12 protein-coding genes, 16 tRNA genes, 2 rRNA genes, 1 pseudogene and 1 riboswitch (1 of these 32 running past the window's edge) are annotated in these 14,336 nt (G+C 48.3%); of the genes and pseudogenes, 4 read left to right on the plus strand and 27 right to left on the minus strand.

Features of this window, described 5'->3' with window-relative positions; genetic code table 11:
- The first annotated feature begins 95 nt into the window (after positions 1 to 95).
- Both MHB78_RS18865 and MHB78_RS18870 read left to right on the plus strand, forming a co-directional pair.
- Positions 96 to 299: a helix-turn-helix transcriptional regulator gene (locus tag MHB78_RS18865; protein WP_046132967.1), complete on the plus strand. Its 204-nt coding sequence runs from the start codon at positions 96 to 98 to the stop codon at positions 297 to 299.
- Positions 296 to 754 (plus strand): hypothetical protein, encoded by a 459-nt coding sequence (locus MHB78_RS18870; RefSeq protein ID WP_046132966.1) that lies wholly within the window; start codon positions 296 to 298, stop codon positions 752 to 754. Before MHB78_RS18865 ends, MHB78_RS18870 begins: the two co-directional genes overlap by 4 nt.
- A gap of 32 nt (positions 755 to 786) precedes the next feature.
- Here MHB78_RS18870 and ssuD read toward each other — a convergent pair whose 3' ends face one another.
- The 5 genes from ssuD to thiC form a co-directional block, all read right to left on the minus strand.
- Positions 787 to 1,917, minus strand: coding sequence for an FMNH2-dependent alkanesulfonate monooxygenase (ssuD, locus tag MHB78_RS18875; RefSeq protein WP_046132965.1), 1,131 nt, complete (start codon positions 1,915 to 1,917; stop codon positions 787 to 789).
- A 13-nt stretch (positions 1,918 to 1,930) separates the two neighbouring features.
- Positions 1,931 to 2,767 carry an ABC transporter permease gene (locus MHB78_RS18880; protein ID WP_046132964.1) on the minus strand — a complete coding sequence of 279 codons (837 nt, stop codon included), beginning with the start codon at positions 2,765 to 2,767 and terminating at the stop codon, positions 1,931 to 1,933.
- Positions 2,764 to 3,750: an aliphatic sulfonate ABC transporter substrate-binding protein gene (locus MHB78_RS18885; RefSeq protein ID WP_046132963.1), complete on the minus strand. Its 987-nt coding sequence runs from the start codon at positions 3,748 to 3,750 to the stop codon at positions 2,764 to 2,766. Before MHB78_RS18885 ends, MHB78_RS18880 begins: the two co-directional genes overlap by 4 nt.
- 21 nt (positions 3,751 to 3,771) lie before the next feature.
- Positions 3,772 to 4,539 (minus strand): ABC transporter ATP-binding protein, encoded by a 768-nt coding sequence (locus tag MHB78_RS18890; RefSeq protein WP_046132962.1) that lies wholly within the window; start codon positions 4,537 to 4,539, stop codon positions 3,772 to 3,774.
- A 203-nt stretch (positions 4,540 to 4,742) separates the two neighbouring features.
- A complete protein-coding gene (thiC, locus tag MHB78_RS18895; RefSeq protein WP_046132995.1) occupies positions 4,743 to 6,518 on the minus strand; it encodes a phosphomethylpyrimidine synthase ThiC in 1,776 nt (591 codons plus the stop codon).
- Positions 6,519 to 6,661: 143 nt separating this feature from the next.
- A riboswitch (TPP riboswitch) is annotated at positions 6,662 to 6,773 on the minus strand.
- A gap of 129 nt (positions 6,774 to 6,902) precedes the next feature.
- Between thiC and MHB78_RS18900 the strand changes: the two genes are divergently transcribed.
- Positions 6,903 to 7,679 (plus strand): sporulation protein, encoded by a 777-nt coding sequence (locus MHB78_RS18900; protein WP_046132961.1) that lies wholly within the window; start codon positions 6,903 to 6,905, stop codon positions 7,677 to 7,679.
- Positions 7,680 to 7,713: 34 nt separating this feature from the next.
- On the opposite strand, the gene aroD is transcribed toward MHB78_RS18900, so the two are convergent.
- Together aroD and MHB78_RS18910 are read right to left on the minus strand one after the other, a co-directional pair.
- Entirely contained in the window at positions 7,714 to 8,478 is a 765-nt protein-coding gene (gene aroD / locus MHB78_RS18905) for a type I 3-dehydroquinate dehydratase (RefSeq protein ID WP_099047024.1), read from the minus strand.
- A 107-nt stretch (positions 8,479 to 8,585) separates the two neighbouring features.
- Entirely contained in the window at positions 8,586 to 9,155 is a 570-nt protein-coding gene (locus tag MHB78_RS18910) for a TetR/AcrR family transcriptional regulator (RefSeq protein ID WP_046132960.1), read from the minus strand.
- Positions 9,156 to 9,264: 109 nt separating this feature from the next.
- Between MHB78_RS18910 and MHB78_RS18915 the strand changes: the two genes are divergently transcribed.
- On the plus strand, positions 9,265 to 9,780 hold the full coding sequence (locus tag MHB78_RS18915; RefSeq protein WP_046132959.1) for an HXXEE domain-containing protein: 516 nt from the start codon (positions 9,265 to 9,267) through the stop codon (positions 9,778 to 9,780).
- Between the two features lie 146 nt (positions 9,781 to 9,926).
- On the opposite strand, the gene MHB78_RS18920 is transcribed toward MHB78_RS18915, so the two are convergent.
- The 20 genes and pseudogenes from MHB78_RS18920 to MHB78_RS19015 all read right to left on the minus strand — a co-directional run.
- A complete protein-coding gene (locus MHB78_RS18920; protein WP_046132958.1) occupies positions 9,927 to 10,166 on the minus strand; it encodes a hypothetical protein in 240 nt (79 codons plus the stop codon).
- A 301-nt stretch (positions 10,167 to 10,467) separates the two neighbouring features.
- Positions 10,468 to 11,792, minus strand: a pseudogene (locus MHB78_RS18925) (TGS domain-containing protein).
- Between the two features lie 463 nt (positions 11,793 to 12,255).
- Positions 12,256 to 12,337, minus strand: a tRNA-Leu gene (locus MHB78_RS18930).
- Positions 12,338 to 12,349: 12 nt separating this feature from the next.
- Positions 12,350 to 12,438: transfer RNA gene (locus tag MHB78_RS18935), tRNA-Leu, on the minus strand.
- 10 nt (positions 12,439 to 12,448) lie between these two features.
- Positions 12,449 to 12,519: transfer RNA gene (locus MHB78_RS18940), tRNA-Cys, on the minus strand.
- A 20-nt stretch (positions 12,520 to 12,539) separates the two neighbouring features.
- A tRNA-Gly gene (locus MHB78_RS18945) sits at positions 12,540 to 12,614 on the minus strand.
- A 55-nt stretch (positions 12,615 to 12,669) separates the two neighbouring features.
- Positions 12,670 to 12,741 (minus strand) — tRNA-Gln (locus MHB78_RS18950).
- Positions 12,742 to 12,755: 14 nt separating this feature from the next.
- A tRNA-His gene (locus tag MHB78_RS18955) sits at positions 12,756 to 12,828 on the minus strand.
- Between the two features lie 20 nt (positions 12,829 to 12,848).
- Positions 12,849 to 12,922: transfer RNA gene (locus MHB78_RS18960), tRNA-Trp, on the minus strand.
- A 7-nt stretch (positions 12,923 to 12,929) separates the two neighbouring features.
- Positions 12,930 to 13,014, minus strand: a tRNA-Tyr gene (locus tag MHB78_RS18965).
- Positions 13,015 to 13,021: 7 nt separating this feature from the next.
- Positions 13,022 to 13,094: transfer RNA gene (locus MHB78_RS18970), tRNA-Thr, on the minus strand.
- A gap of 3 nt (positions 13,095 to 13,097) precedes the next feature.
- Positions 13,098 to 13,173: transfer RNA gene (locus MHB78_RS18975), tRNA-Phe, on the minus strand.
- A gap of 10 nt (positions 13,174 to 13,183) precedes the next feature.
- Positions 13,184 to 13,260: transfer RNA gene (locus tag MHB78_RS18980), tRNA-Asp, on the minus strand.
- Between the two features lie 72 nt (positions 13,261 to 13,332).
- Positions 13,333 to 13,409 (minus strand) — tRNA-Met (locus MHB78_RS18985).
- A 23-nt stretch (positions 13,410 to 13,432) separates the two neighbouring features.
- Positions 13,433 to 13,508: transfer RNA gene (locus MHB78_RS18990), tRNA-Val, on the minus strand.
- Positions 13,509 to 13,611: 103 nt separating this feature from the next.
- Positions 13,612 to 13,686 (minus strand) — tRNA-Glu (locus tag MHB78_RS18995).
- Positions 13,687 to 13,699: 13 nt separating this feature from the next.
- Positions 13,700 to 13,791: transfer RNA gene (locus tag MHB78_RS19000), tRNA-Ser, on the minus strand.
- A 7-nt stretch (positions 13,792 to 13,798) separates the two neighbouring features.
- Positions 13,799 to 13,873, minus strand: a tRNA-Asn gene (locus tag MHB78_RS19005).
- 9 nt (positions 13,874 to 13,882) lie between these two features.
- Positions 13,883 to 13,998: ribosomal RNA gene (gene rrf / locus MHB78_RS19010) — 5S ribosomal RNA — on the minus strand.
- Positions 13,999 to 14,098: 100 nt separating this feature from the next.
- Positions 14,099 to 14,336: ribosomal RNA gene (locus MHB78_RS19015) — 23S ribosomal RNA — on the minus strand; it runs 2,694 nt beyond the window's last position.

Here is a 14,336-nt window from a genome sequence, read left to right on the forward strand (position 1 = left end):
TCTTGATTGCTTTGTAAAAAGAAATTAACATTATGTTAAGTTGATTTAACAATATATCAAATATACTATATAAACAAAGAATTGCAGGTGGTACCATGAATAACAAGGTCAGGGAACTGAGAGCGAGGTACGGGTATTCACAGGAAGCTCTCGCAAAAGCGGTTGGAGTGACGAGGCAGACCGTTGCGGCTATCGAAAAAGGCAATTACATACCGTCTCTCCTGTTAGGATTAAAGATTTGCGAAGTATTTCAATTAAAAATGGAAGACGTTTTTTGGTTGGAGGAGGATATAAGATGAGTATGAAAACGAGAACTTTTTTTCACATCCTTCTGTTCGGACTTGCCTGCTGGACGTTTATTTCGTTTTTTCATGCTGCGGAGCAGATTGCCGGCATTCTGAAAACGGGCGGGGCAGACTTGCATGTTGTGCTGAATCTTATTCCGATTCTGCTGTTTGTTTTCGTACTGGCGATTTATTCATACTTGGAAAAAAGGGGGAACTCCCGCAGGCATAGCCTTCTTCTCATACCGGATGAATTTAAAGAGCAGGATGAAAGGGAACAAATGATCACCGCCAAAGCTTGCAGAACCTCTTATATCGTCCTGTATGTGGCGATGCCCGCCGCGGCGCTTTTATTGATCTTTTATCCGTTTTTCCAGGCGAAAATGCCGTACTTCCCGATCATCGTCATCTTTGTATTAATTACGATTCAGCATCTGTCATACATGCTTTCCTTTCATAAGCACAAATAAAAAAACTCCAGAACGCCTGGAGTTTTTTTCGTTTACAGCGTTTTTTCCTTATGCGTTGACGGAAAGTGGTCATTTCCGATGACTTCGCCTGACGCTTCTCTTTCAAGTTTCGTCCGAAACGGAAGGAGCGGAAAGACCTTTTCGGCAAAATGATACGCTTCTTCAAGATGGGGGTAGCCCGAGAAGATAAATGACTCGATCCCGAGATCGGCATATTCTTTTATCCGGCGGGCGACCGTTTCCGGATCGCCTACAAGCGCCGTGCCGGCTCCGCCTCTGACAAGTCCGATGCCGGCCCAAAGATTCGGGCTGATTTCCAGCTTGCTTCTCTTCCCTTGATGAAGCTCAACCATTCTCTTTTGCCCTGATGAATCCATCCGCTTCATCGCATTTTGGGCCGCCGTGATCGTGTCGTCATCAAGATGGCTGATCAGTTTATTTGCTGCCTGCCACGCCTCTTTTTCCGTTTCCCGGACGATGACATGCAGCCTGATACCGAAACGGACGGTTCTTCCTTCTTTTTCAGCCAGCCTTTTGACGGATTCAATCTTTTCTTTGACGAGAAAGGGCGGCTCTCCCCACGTTAAATAGACATCCGCGTGTCTGGCGGCCGTCTCCTGGCCCGCTTTTGAAGATCCGCCAAAATAGATCGGCGGATGCGGCTCTTGAACCGGCGGGAAGAGGAGTCTGCCGTTTTCGGTCTTCAAGTGCTTTCCCCTGTAGCTGACAGTCCCGCCTTTTAAAAGCGAACGCCAGATGTCGAGAAATTCATTTGTCGCTTCATACCGTTCATCATGGCCGATAAACAGACCGTCTCCCGCCAGTTCATACGGGTCCCCGCCGGCGACCACATTAATAAGGAGCCTGCCGTCAGCAAGACGGTCGAATGTGGATGACATTCGCGCGGCAACCGACGGCTGCATCAAACCCGGTCTGACAGCGACCAGAAATTTCAGGTCTCTCGTGACCGCCGCTAAAGCGGCAGCCGTAATCCACGGGTCTTCGCACGATTTTCCCGTCGGCAAAAGAACCCCCGTATATCCCAGCCTGTCAGCCGCCTGAGCCACCTGCTTGAAATACGTATGGTCGGCCGCTCTGCCTCCTGTGTTTGTGCCGAGATAACGTCCATCACCATGAGTTGGAATAAACCATAAAATTTCCAAACCGATCTCCCCTTTACTTTTGATTTCCTTGATAGCTGTTTCTCCAGCCCAGGCACTTCCTTTCCAACACTCTGACGAATGAATCCGTCAACTTTCCGACGGCTGCAAAAATCAAAATCCCGACAAACACCTTATCGGTTTGCGAAAACTGTCTGGCATCCATGATCATATATCCGATTCCCGCGCTTGATCCCATCAGCTCGGCAACGACTAGTCCGAGCCACGATACGCCGAGCGACAGGCGGATTCCTAAAAGGATGTTCGGAAGCGATGCAGGGAGAATGAGCTTTGTCACCTGCTTCAGCCAATGAAACTCCAATACCCTTGCCACATCGAACAGCTTTGAATCGACGCCCCTGATCCCCGAAAATGTATTGATATACACCGGGAAGAAGGCGCCAAGAGCGATCAGCAGCACCTTTGACAGCTCGTCAAAGCCGAACCATAAGATAAACAGCGGCGTGACGGCGAGATGCGGAACGGTCCTCAGCATTTGCAGAGACGGATCGAGATAATCCTCGGCTATTTTGGAGAATCCGGTGACCAGCCCGAACAGGAGCCCGAGTCCTGCCCCCAGGAAAAAACCGAGCGCGGCGCGCTGAATGCTGATGCCTAAGTGAGCAAAAAATTCTCCCGATGCGATAAGGTCCCGGAAGGTCAGCAATATGTCAAAAGGCGCCGGAAGCACGGTCTTTGAGATGAGCTCCAATGCTCCGACAAGCTGCCATAATAAAATGATGATGACTGGCAATACCAATCCTTTTCCCCAGGCAAGCCGAAAAGCGGCAGGCTTATGTTTGGCGCCTGTTTTCGGCCCGACTGCGGCGGTGTTTGGTGAAACTGCCCTCATTCGTCGTCTCCTCCTTTGAGCATTTTTTTCATAAACGAGTTGTCAACCACTTCTTTTACATCAATCTGTTTGTTGATCGCTTTTAACTCGTATTGAAAATCGGCAGTTTCCTGCTGCGTTTGAATGATGCGGTCTGTGATCGGTTCGTTTAACGGTTCCGTGTTATTCAGCACGTTTTCTACGACCTCTTTGTCGATGCCTTTGATTTTCGAATAGGTTTCAACCGCTTCTTTTTTATGGGCTTTCTGCCACTTCACGGCTTTGTCGTACACCTTCAGAAAACGGACGACCTCTTCTGGATGCTGTTCGGCAAATTCGCTCCGAACAAGCGTAAAACCCGGGGAATACCGGTCAATTTGTTCACCGTCTACCAATATCTCAGCATCGCTTTTGATTGTTTTAAGGGACAAAAACGGCTCCCAAATCGACCACGCGTCAATCGCCCCGCTGTCAAATGCAGGCATAGCCTCGTCAGGCTGAAGCTGGATGATGTTCACGTCGGAAGGCTTCAAACCGGCCTTATCGATCACTTTATAAAGAAAATCGAATCCGCTGCTTCCTTTTGCGACAGCCACCTTCTTTCCTTTCAAATCCTTGATGTCAGTGATGCCACTCCCTTTTTTGACAAGGATGCCGTTCGCTTTTAAGCCGTCTTGTGAGAGGCCGATTTCCTTAAAATCGATGCCTGCCGCCTGTCCTGCGATCACCGGCGAATTGCCGACCTGGGAAAAATCGAGTTTGTCCGCGGCGATTCCTTCAAACTGCGGCGGACCGCTTTGGAACTCCGTCCATTTCACTTTGATTCCATCTCTGGCAAACTCTTTTTCAAACCAGCCTTTTTCTTTCGCAAGCAGCAGCGGGCTCAAGCTTTGCTGCACCCCGATGTTAATCACTTCCAAATCCTTGCCGCTTCCGTTTGATCCTGCTGCTGAACAGCCTGCAAGCAGCAGGCAGCCCAGTACATACAACGCCCATTTTTTCATCCGTTTCCGCTCCTTTCTGCTTTAAATCCCCGAGCCTTCTTGAAAGCTGAATTCTTCCGTTTTCTCAAATTCTTTCAGCACTTTTTGCCTGATTGACTGAAAAACAGGAGATGTTCTGCTGCGCGGAAATGGCAGATCAACCGGAAGCAGTTTATGAATTCTCCCCGGCTTTGCGGTGAAGACCGCGATCCGGTTGGCTAAATAAACGGATTCGTCGAGATCATGGGTGACAAGGATCATCGTCATTTTCTTCTCTCTCCAAATGTCTGCCAGCACATCCTGCAGATGCTTTCTCGTAAAGGCGTCCAAGGCGCCGAAAGGTTCATCAAGCAATAAAATCTCGGGTTCCCGCAAGAGTGCCCTGGCTATCGCGACCCTTTGCGACATTCCCCCGGACAGCTCGCGCGGATACAGTTTCTCCGCGCCTTTCAGCCGTACCGTTTCAATCAATTCATCGACTTTTTTGCGTACCGATGGTTCTTTCAGGCTTAAATCTGCGGCGATATTTTGCTCAACCGTCATCCACGGAAAAAGCCGATGCTCTTGAAATATAAAGCCTTGCTGAATCCCCGGACCTTTGATCTCTCTGCCGTTCATGCTGATTCGCCCTTCATAATCCCCGTCAAGCCCTGCAACGATTTTTAAGAGCGTGCTTTTTCCGCACCCGCTTGGTCCGATGACAGTCAGGAATTCACCGTTTTCGACCGCTAGCTTCACGTCTCGAAGCACGCTCGTTTTACGGCCGCCGTATACAAACGCTTTTTCGTTAACACGGATTGATAAAGACATCTTGTTCCCCTTTCTTTGCCATTATGAAAATAAAAAGCTCTTATCCCAAATTGAGATAAGAGCCTTCGGTTGACCGATCAGCGCTGATGGAATGTTCCGAAATATTAAATAACATACTAATTCATATTATTCCGACCTGTCAACCCTATATTATAAAAAAACAGATGAAAGGTTCCCCTTTCATCTATCTGTATTGCCCGTCTTTAATTGTAAATGTTACCGCCTGCTTTTTTAAATTCCTTCGCCTTCTCTTTCAGTCCTTTTTGAATAGCCTTTTCTTCAGCAAGGTTGTTTTCCTTGGCATAGTCGCGAATATCCTGGGAAATTCTCATGCTGCAAAACTTCGGCCCGCACATCGAACAAAAATGCGCCGTTTTTGCGCCTTCAGCCGGCAAGGTTTCATCATGGAATTCAAGCGCTCTTTCCGGATCAAGCGACAGGTTGAACTGATCTCTCCAGCGGAATTCAAAGCGCGCCTTTGACAGCGCATCATCGCGGAGTTGCGCACCGGGATGGCCTTTAGCGAGATCAGCCGCATGAGCCGCGATTTTGTATGTGATGACGCCTTCGCGGACATCGTCTTTATTCGGCAGTCCCAAATGTTCTTTCGGCGTCACATAGCAAAGCATGGCCGTGCCGTACCAGCCGATCATCGCCGCTCCGATCGCAGACGTAATATGGTCATAGCCCGGCGCGATATCGGTTGTCAGCGGCCCCAGCGTATAAAACGGCGCTTCCTTGCAAATCTCCATTTGCCTGTCGACGTTTTCTTTGATTTTATTCATCGGCACATGCCCCGGCCCTTCGATCATCACCTGAACATCGTGCTTCCAAGCGATCTCCGTCAGCTCGCCAAGCGTTTCCAATTCGGCAAATTGCGCTTCATCATTCGAATCCGCAATCGAGCCCGGACGAAGGCCGTCTCCCAGCGAAAATGCGATATCATACGTTTTCATAATCTCGCAAATCTCCTCAAAATGCGTGTACAAAAAGCTTTCTTCATGGTGCGCCAGACACCACTGCGCCATGATTGCCCCGCCTCGGGATACGATTCCGGTGACGCGCTTCGCCGTTAACGGCACATACCTGAGAAGGACGCCGGCATGAATCGTAAAATAATCGACACCTTGTTCAGCCTGTTCGATCAATGTGTCGCGGTAAATCTCCCATGTCAAATCTTCGGCCACTCCGTTGACCTTTTCGAGCGCCTGGTAAATCGGCACAGTGCCGACGGGGACGGGACAGTTGCGGATGATCCATTCCCTTGTCGTATGGATATCCTTTCCTGTGGATAAGTCCATCATCGTGTTTGCTCCCCAGCGGATCGCCCATGTCATTTTCTCCACTTCTTCTTCAATTGAGGAGGTGACGGCTGAATTGCCGATGTTTGCGTTTATTTTTACGTGGAAGTTCCGTCCGATAATCATCGGTTCGCTTTCCGGGTGGTTAATATTTGACGGAATGATCGCCCGGCCGCTGGCCACTTCTTCCCGGACGAATTCGGGAGACACATGCTCGCGGATCGCGATGAATTCCATTTCAGGCGTAATGATCCCCTTTCTTGCGTAATGCAGCTGGGTGACATTTTGCCCCTTTTTCGCACGCAGCGGTTTTCGTTTCAGGCCTGGATAGCTGTGATTTGCTTTCTCTTTGCTTTTATAGCCGTTATCCTCCGGCTTTACTTCTCTGCCTTCATATGTCTCGGTATCGCCGCGTTCTCTGATCCAGGACGCCCGCAAAGGCTTCAGCCCCTTCTGAATATCAACCTTCGCATTGGCGTCTGTATAAGGACCGCTCGTATCGTATACGCGGACAGGCCGATTTTCTTCTTCTCCAAATGATCCTGTTGTAGGACTTAAAGAAATTTCTCTCATCGGCACTTGAATGTCAGGACGCGATCCTTCGACATACACTTTTCGGCTTCCTGAAAAACTTGACATCATCGCGATGTTTTTTTGCTGTACTGACTCATGTTTCATGTGAAAATCCTTCCCCTCTTTAAAAATGATCAGGACGAAACTCCAGAACAGCACCAGCACAAAAAAACCAGGCACATTGTTCATGAACCTGGTTTAAAGTCAGTAAAATCGGCAGATGACCGCATCGCAGCCGGACATCCCTATCCTTCATCTTTTTACTTCCCCACGCTGGTACGAACCAGATCAGGTCCAAAGGGTTAAGAAACGCAAGTTGTTTCTCTCTCAGCCCTCAACAGGGCACCCCTAGTAAAGCTATTATATTCGTTTCTAATAGTAACACATCGATTTGACAGTGAAAATCATTCAGAAATAAATGAATCCTTTTGACTATAAACAGCGTATAAAAATTGCTTTTATTTCAGGATAAAAGGAGAAGATCGAAACATGTCACTGTTTAAAAAGCTTGCGGCAAGCGCAGGCATCGGAGCGGCAAAGGTCAATACGATTTTGGAGAAAAATGAATATCTGCCGGGTGAGAAAGTGAACGGAAGCGTTCTTGTAAAAGGCGGCAACACCGAACAGCACATCAGGTACATTGAATTATTGCTGGAGACCGAATACGCCATCGTAAAGGATGATAAAAAAGAATGGAAAACCGTCACCATGGAATCCCGCAGGGTAACGGAATCATTCACCATCAGCCCGGGGAAAGAAAGGCGCTTTCCTTTTTCATTCATCATGCCGCTTGATGCGCCGATGACGATGAAAGGGACGCGCGTTTTCTTATTGACAGACCTGGACATTCAAGGCGGCATCGATAAATCGGACGAAGACCCGATTGCCGTCAAACCGCACCCGTGGATCAAATCTGTGCTGGAAGCTATGGGAGACCTCGGATTCAGGCTTCAAGAGGCTGATTGTGAACATGCGCCATACTTTAACAGGCGGATGCCTTTCGTTCAGGAATTCGAATTTGTACCGGTCTCGCAAAATTACCGCCGACTGTTTGACGAATTAGAGCTCGTATTTCTTCTTGAAGATAACGGGTTGGACGTCATCATCGAAGTCGACCGCCGCGCCAGAGGATTGCGGGGCTGGCTGGAGGAAATGTATAACGAAGGCGAAAAGCTCGTCCGCGTCCGTTTTGACGAATCACAACTTAAAAATAGAGAAGAGCTGAAAACATCGCTTCAGGCGATCATTGAGCAGTACGCCGGATAAAAGGAGAAGGAGCCGCTCCGGCTCCTTCCTTTATTCATATATTTCGATGCAGCACGTCAAGGATCTGTTTCAGATCCCCGGCCGCAATTTGGCCAGGTGCGGATGCCTTTCTGGCCGCTCCGAAAGTCATCGCTGATCCAAATAACTCTCCGGCCAGCCGGCTGATCACGCCTTTTCCGGCCATCGACATCGTAATGATCGGGCCCTCCGCGTACCGCTCATACATCGTATGAGTCGCCTCAAGCAATGTCAGCACATCTGCCGCCGTTTCAGGCATCACCGCAATCTTGGGCAAATCGGCTCCCAGCTCCTGCGCTCTGCGCAGCCGGGACACGATCTCTTCCGCTCTTGGCGTTTTTTCGAAATCGTGGTTGGATATAATGACGAAAACATGATGCATATGAGCCGCTTCAACCAGTTTTTTTACATCCTGCTCTTCATTGAACAGCTCAACATCAATCACATCTGCCAGCCCTGTTTTGGCAACGGCATGATTTAAAGAAAAATAAAATTCCTTGCTGACTTCTTTTTCGCCGCCTTCCTCTATGCTGCGGAACGTAAAGATCAGCGGAATGTCTTGCAATATGGCACGGATTTCAGCCAGCGCTTCTATCACTTTTTCAACGTCTTCCACATTCTCAAAAAAATCCGCCCGCCACTCGACAAGATCCGGATCGACAGACTGCAGAAAAGCAGCTTCTTCTTTCAATTGTTCCAGCGTTTCTCCAACAAGCGGCACGCAAATTTTCGGAGCTCCCTCTCCGATTGTCACCCCTCTGATCTTCACCGTATTCATCAACGGCCTCAACTCCTGTTCTATATATCACAATGTTCTTTGCATTAACGGTACCGGAGATTGGTCATAAGCGCAAGCAGAAATTAAACCACTCGTATACCAACACGAGATCACCTTTCGATAGCTTGTTTATTTAAAAATGAATCTACGATCCCTTGCAGAATATCACTCATTTCTTCAGGCGATTCTTTCCTGCCTCTCTCAAACCATTTTGAAAGGATATTCCAAAAACCCCCGGAACTAAATGCAAGCCCATACTCCAAACTGATTTGATTTTTAAAATGAAAGGTGTCTTCTTTAAACTTTTCATGAAGAGCCGGTAATAATTCATTATATTTCTCAACGACCAAATAAAACAAATGATTCTGATGAAGGGCTTGTAAAAAATCGGCATGTCTGCTCCAAAAGTTGAAGTATGCATGCCCAAGACTAGATAAGTCGATATGTTTTTCCTGAACAATGTAATTGGAATATTCACTGCAAAGCTGCTCAAAATAGCGGTCTAATATATCTTTTTTTGATTGGAAATGCCGATAAAACGTTCTTCTGTCAAGCTGTGCTTTTTCCGCTATCTCCGTAATGGTAATGTCAGAAAAGCTTTTTTCCTTCATTAGCTCCAGCAGTGAATGCGTCAGCCAGCTTTTAGATTGCTGTGCTGTTTTTGAGGGCATTTGATTCATGTTCTCGCTCCTGTCTCACTTTTTATTGCGATGTAGCACTTTTCGTTGTCTTATTGACTTTATTTATGATGAAATGTCACAATTGTGGCACATAAAAGGGGGAATGTAAATGGATAAGATGCAATTGATTGCCTGGCTGCTGCCGACATTATTTATACTGCATGATTTTGAAGAGATGGTGATGGTTGAGGCATGGGGCAAAAGGTATCAGAGCAAACTGAACCAATTGAAAAGAGCGCCATTCGGTCATTCCACGACTGCTTCTTTTGTTTGCGCCGTACTTGAAGAATTTATATTAGCTGTTGTTGTAACGATCGCCAGCATTTATTGTAATCAATACATTGTCTGGTTTGGCTTCTTTTTTGCCTTTACTGTTCATTTTCTTGTTCACATCGTCCTATGGTTGACATTTAAACATTATGTACCAGGTATACTGACTGCAATCCTTATGCTGCCGTTTTGTTGCTATCTGCTGATTGTTGCAGCGGAAATAGAGACATTCAGTTTCTCTTCAATGGTCTTATCGGGCATAGCCGGAATGCTTATCACCTTTTTAAACCTTATGTTTCTGCATAAAAAGATGGGACTTATTCAAAAAAAGCTTGAAACATATGCCCGAATATGAAAGTCAATAAAACAAACGGACGTCCCCGCTGTGTAAAGATAAGAAGTGTGTTTGTCTCACAGTCTCTTAAAGGGTCAATTTTAATTCTGTTCTTTCCACTTTTCTGCGTTTCATTCCTTCGCGTGCAAGTTACCGGAGGATGCCTCCTATTGCGGAAGCTTGAATGTAGCATGAAGCGTTCGTTTCTCTGTCATTGAAGCCACATGTTTGTCCAGCTTCATCTTTTGAGATTTCTTTAGATTTGGCGCCTTTACTTTTGTCTGCTGACCGGACGCCACCCCCTTGGATGCCTGCGCCACAGCAACGCCTGGGGTTATCGCTCCCAGCAGCATCGCAAGTGATAAAACCAACATTAGACAATACTTTGTGAACGATTTTTTTAACATAGAAAATGCCATCCCCATTTCTTTTAGTGCATGATCATTTCAAGTTGTAAAAAGCAAATCCAAGGGTGAGCGGTTCTAGCAGGTCTATGCTTCTTCATTACGTTTATGAATAACATAAACCTGAGAGAACCTTGGGTTCTGTATTTCAGCAGGCTTACAACTTCCTTTTACTTTGTACATGAACTCATCCGCCGCGTACTCCGATACATCCTGCAGTTTCCGCTTATAAGACTTAACCTGAAGGAGCTGTCAGCTCAGACGTTTCCTTCAGGCAATACTTCGACATGTTAAAGACGACCGCCTACCTCGGTGTCGTCGGTCCAGTGACAGGCCCCAAGGCGCTGAATATCCGGTCAAAGCGTCGCATCGCTGTCTCGAGCGGACCGGCAGGGAGCCGTGCAATCAGCCACCCTGTCACCGTCGTCACGGCTGCGACGAGCAGATCACCGAATGGAAGTGCCCCGATATCATACTGGGCCCCCGAGATTTCAAGAGCCCATATGACAACAAACTGAGCTGCATACATCGTCAACGCTACACGTCCGACTCCAGCGAACGCCTTTAACACGGCAGTGGTCTTCTGCTGCACGAGACATACCAATCCAAGCACCAGAAATGCGGCCCCTAGCCCCAGCATCGTCAGGAAAGTTGACGCACTGTGCGGAGCTATCGAAAGAAGATTGTGCCACAGTGGCGGTGTCACGTTGTGCGGCCAGATAGCATACTGATCCGGCTCGGCGACGGCGGTGCCTTGAACACTTACGAGCCACTCTTCAAAGGAACGGCTCAGCCCTGGAAGAACGAAAGCGCCCAGGAGCTTAGAGACTGTGAGCATGATTGCGCCGCTGCCCGCGAGCCAGAGTGCGGTACGCATCTTGGTAAGATCAAAGCGCCCGATCGCCATACCGGCGACGAAAGCGGGTGCAAGTGCGAGCGCGGACATCGGGCCGCCTGCAATATCACGAAGTAAGAAAGCTCCAGACAGGACGCTTCCTCCGAGAATCATCAGAGGTGGGCTCACTATAATCAAAGCTGCTGCTTTCGCAACGAGCACACGCGTCGAACGGCGAACCAGCACCAACGCCAGCACGAACAGTTCAGCATAAGCGGCAAAATCACCCCGAACGGAGTATTCAGCATGATGAGTAGATATCCTATAATATCGATAAATACCGCGCGGGCAAGCATCCGCGTCCGGAATGCAGTCGGCTCCGCTCCCCGATCCATTATGCGCCCGGCCATGATCGAGTAAGAGATGCCGCCGCAAAGCACAAATAACAGCGTCGTATTCCCGGAAACGATTGAAGCGTTCGTTTCGTTCAGGGCGAAGTGCTGTAAATACATTCCTATGACCGCCAATCCCCGCGCTGCATCAAGCGCCACAAGACGCCTTGCCCCCCGCGAATTTCCCAGTACGGTCTTCTGCCCTTCAGCTGAGTCCCGGGTGACGATTTCAACGTGCGCACCGTCCTGAAGCGGAGTTGATAAATCGACCAGCTTTCCGTTTAATTTGCCTGCAACCGCATTTTCCAGTCCTCCGCTAATAGAAGCCGCGACATCCTCGATGCTTGCTTCCTCTTCAAATTCTCTGACAGATCCGTCAGCCAGTTTAATGCTGATTGACAACTTCTATTCCTCCTCAAAAGATTAATGCTTTACCTGATCCATTGTTCCTTTTCCTATATTTAGATGAGATCTTGCTGTATTCCAAGATAGCGGGCAGATGTCGCTAAAGTTTGATCAACTTGTAAACAAAACGTAAAAAGGTCATAACTGTCAGAGGATAAGAACATATACATTAGGTATCCAAAATTTGTGCCGAGCTTCAATTCTTAAAACAAATAAAAGCACCTTGTCAGTGACAGGTGCCTGGTCCTTGTTAAAAGTGATCATTTGATTGGAGGGATTTCAATGAGGAGATCGTCAAACAAGAGCTGAACTGCTTAAACGTTATGAACCATTCATGGTGCAATTAATGAAGACTACAATACACCCTTGACGGTTCGCCGCTTTAATAAGGAATAAATAAAAAGAGCGTTCCTTTAATAAGGAACGCTCTTTCATCGCTTGGCAATACGATGTTTAGTGATACCGGTGGTCGGGGTCGAACCGACACTCCCGAAGGAACACGATTTTGAGTCGTGCGCGTCTGCCAATTCCGCCACACCGGCATGTGTGAGCTATGGTGCCGAGGGCCGGACTTGAACCGGCACGGTAGTCACCTACCGCAGGATTTTAAGTCCTGTGTGTCTGCCAATTCCACCACCCCGGCAAGGGCACTAAGGCGACACCCGGATTCGAACCGGGGATAAAGGTTTTGCAGACCTCTGCCTTACCACTTGGCTATGCCGCCATCATTTTAAGTTAAGAAATTGGAGCGGAAGACGGGATTCGAACCCGCGACCCCCACCTTGGCAAGGTGGTGTTCTACCACTGAACTACTTCCGCATTCTAATTATGAACTCATTTTAACATATTCAACTTATTGATAAAAGATGAAAAACTGGGCTAGCTGGATTCGAACCAGCGCATGACGGAGTCAAAGTCCGTTGCCTTACCGCTTGGCTATAGCCCAATATGATCATAAAGGGCGGTTGATGGGAATCGAACCCACGAGTGCCAGAGCCACAATCTGGTGCGTTAACCACTTCGCCACAACCGCCATACGTTTCAATACGTAATTGGCAGGGGCAGTAGGAATCGAACCCACACCGGAGGTTTTGGAGACCTCTGTTCTACCGTTAAACTATGCCCCTATAGAAATGGTGGAGGGGGACGGATTCGAACCGCCGAACCCTGAGGGAGCGGATTTACAGTCCGCCGCGTTTAGCCACTTCGCTACCCCTCCAGAACAGTGCCGGCCAGAGGACTTGAACCCCCAACCTACTGATTACAAGTCAGTTGCTCTACCAATTGAGCTAGACCGGCAAATGGTGGCTCGGGACGGAATCGAACCGCCGACACACGGATTTTCAGTCCGTTGCTCTACCAACTGAGCTACCGAGCCTTTATTTAAATGGCGGTCCGGACGGGACTCGAACCCGCGACCTCCTGCGTGACAGGCAGGCATTCTAACCAACTGAACTACCGGACCATTTTTGAATTTTTATTGCATGAACTATTTTGGTTGCACCCTTCGGGCACTCCTCATTTAATGAGCAATTTTTGGTTGCGGGGGCAGGATTTGAACCTGCGACCTTCGGGTTATGAGCCCGACGAGCTACCGAACTGCTCCACCCCGCGATAATGTTTTATATTAGTAGATATGGTGGAGGATGACGGGATCGAACCGCCGACCCTCTGCTTGTAAGGCAGATGCTCTCCCAGCTGAGCTAATCCTCCGCAGCACAGGACGTGCAAGTGCATGCGTTGCAACAGGATGTTGCGATCTTAGCATGCCTTCCTTTAAAAGCTCCGGTATACCCCTTCTGCTTCTAAAAAATAATGGTGACCCGTACGGGATTCGAACCCGTGTTACCGCCGTGAAAGGGCGGTGTCTTAACCACTTGACCAACGGGCCATATATTTGAAAGTGGCGGAGAGCAAGGGATTCGAACCCTTGAGACGGCGTTGGCCGCCTACACGATTTCCAATCGTGCTCCTTCGACCACTCGGACAGCTCTCCAATCATATGGCTCCGCAGGCAGGATTCGAACCTGCGACCGATCGGTTAACAGCCGATAGCTCTACCACTGAGCTACTGCGGAATGATGTCTGCCTGGCGACGTCCTACTCTCGCAGGGGGAAACCCCCAACTACCATCGGCGCTGAAGAGCTTAACTTCCGTGTTCGGCATGGGAACGGGTGTGACCCCTTCGCCATCATCACCAGACAATTTAGTGACAAAGATCATTATACTATGTATTTTCAAAAATGCAAGAGTTTTTTTGGAATTATTCTCTCAAAACTAGATAACGATATGACATTCATGTTTGGTTAAGTCCTCGATCGATTAGTATCTGTCAGCTCCATGTGTCGCCACACTTCCACCTCAGACCTATCAACCTGATCATCTTTCAGGGATCTTACTTCCTTAACGGAATGGGAAATCTCATCTTGAGGGGGGCTTCATGCTTAGATGCTTTCAGCACTTATCCCGTCCGCACATAGCTACCCAGCGATGCCCTTGGCAGAACAACTGGTACACCAGCGGTGCGTCCATCCCGGTCC

Origin of the sequence: Bacillus sp. FSL K6-0138, from assembly GCF_037982765.1 — a bacterium.
GTDB lineage: Bacteria > Bacillota > Bacilli > Bacillales > Bacillaceae > Bacillus > Bacillus glycinifermentans.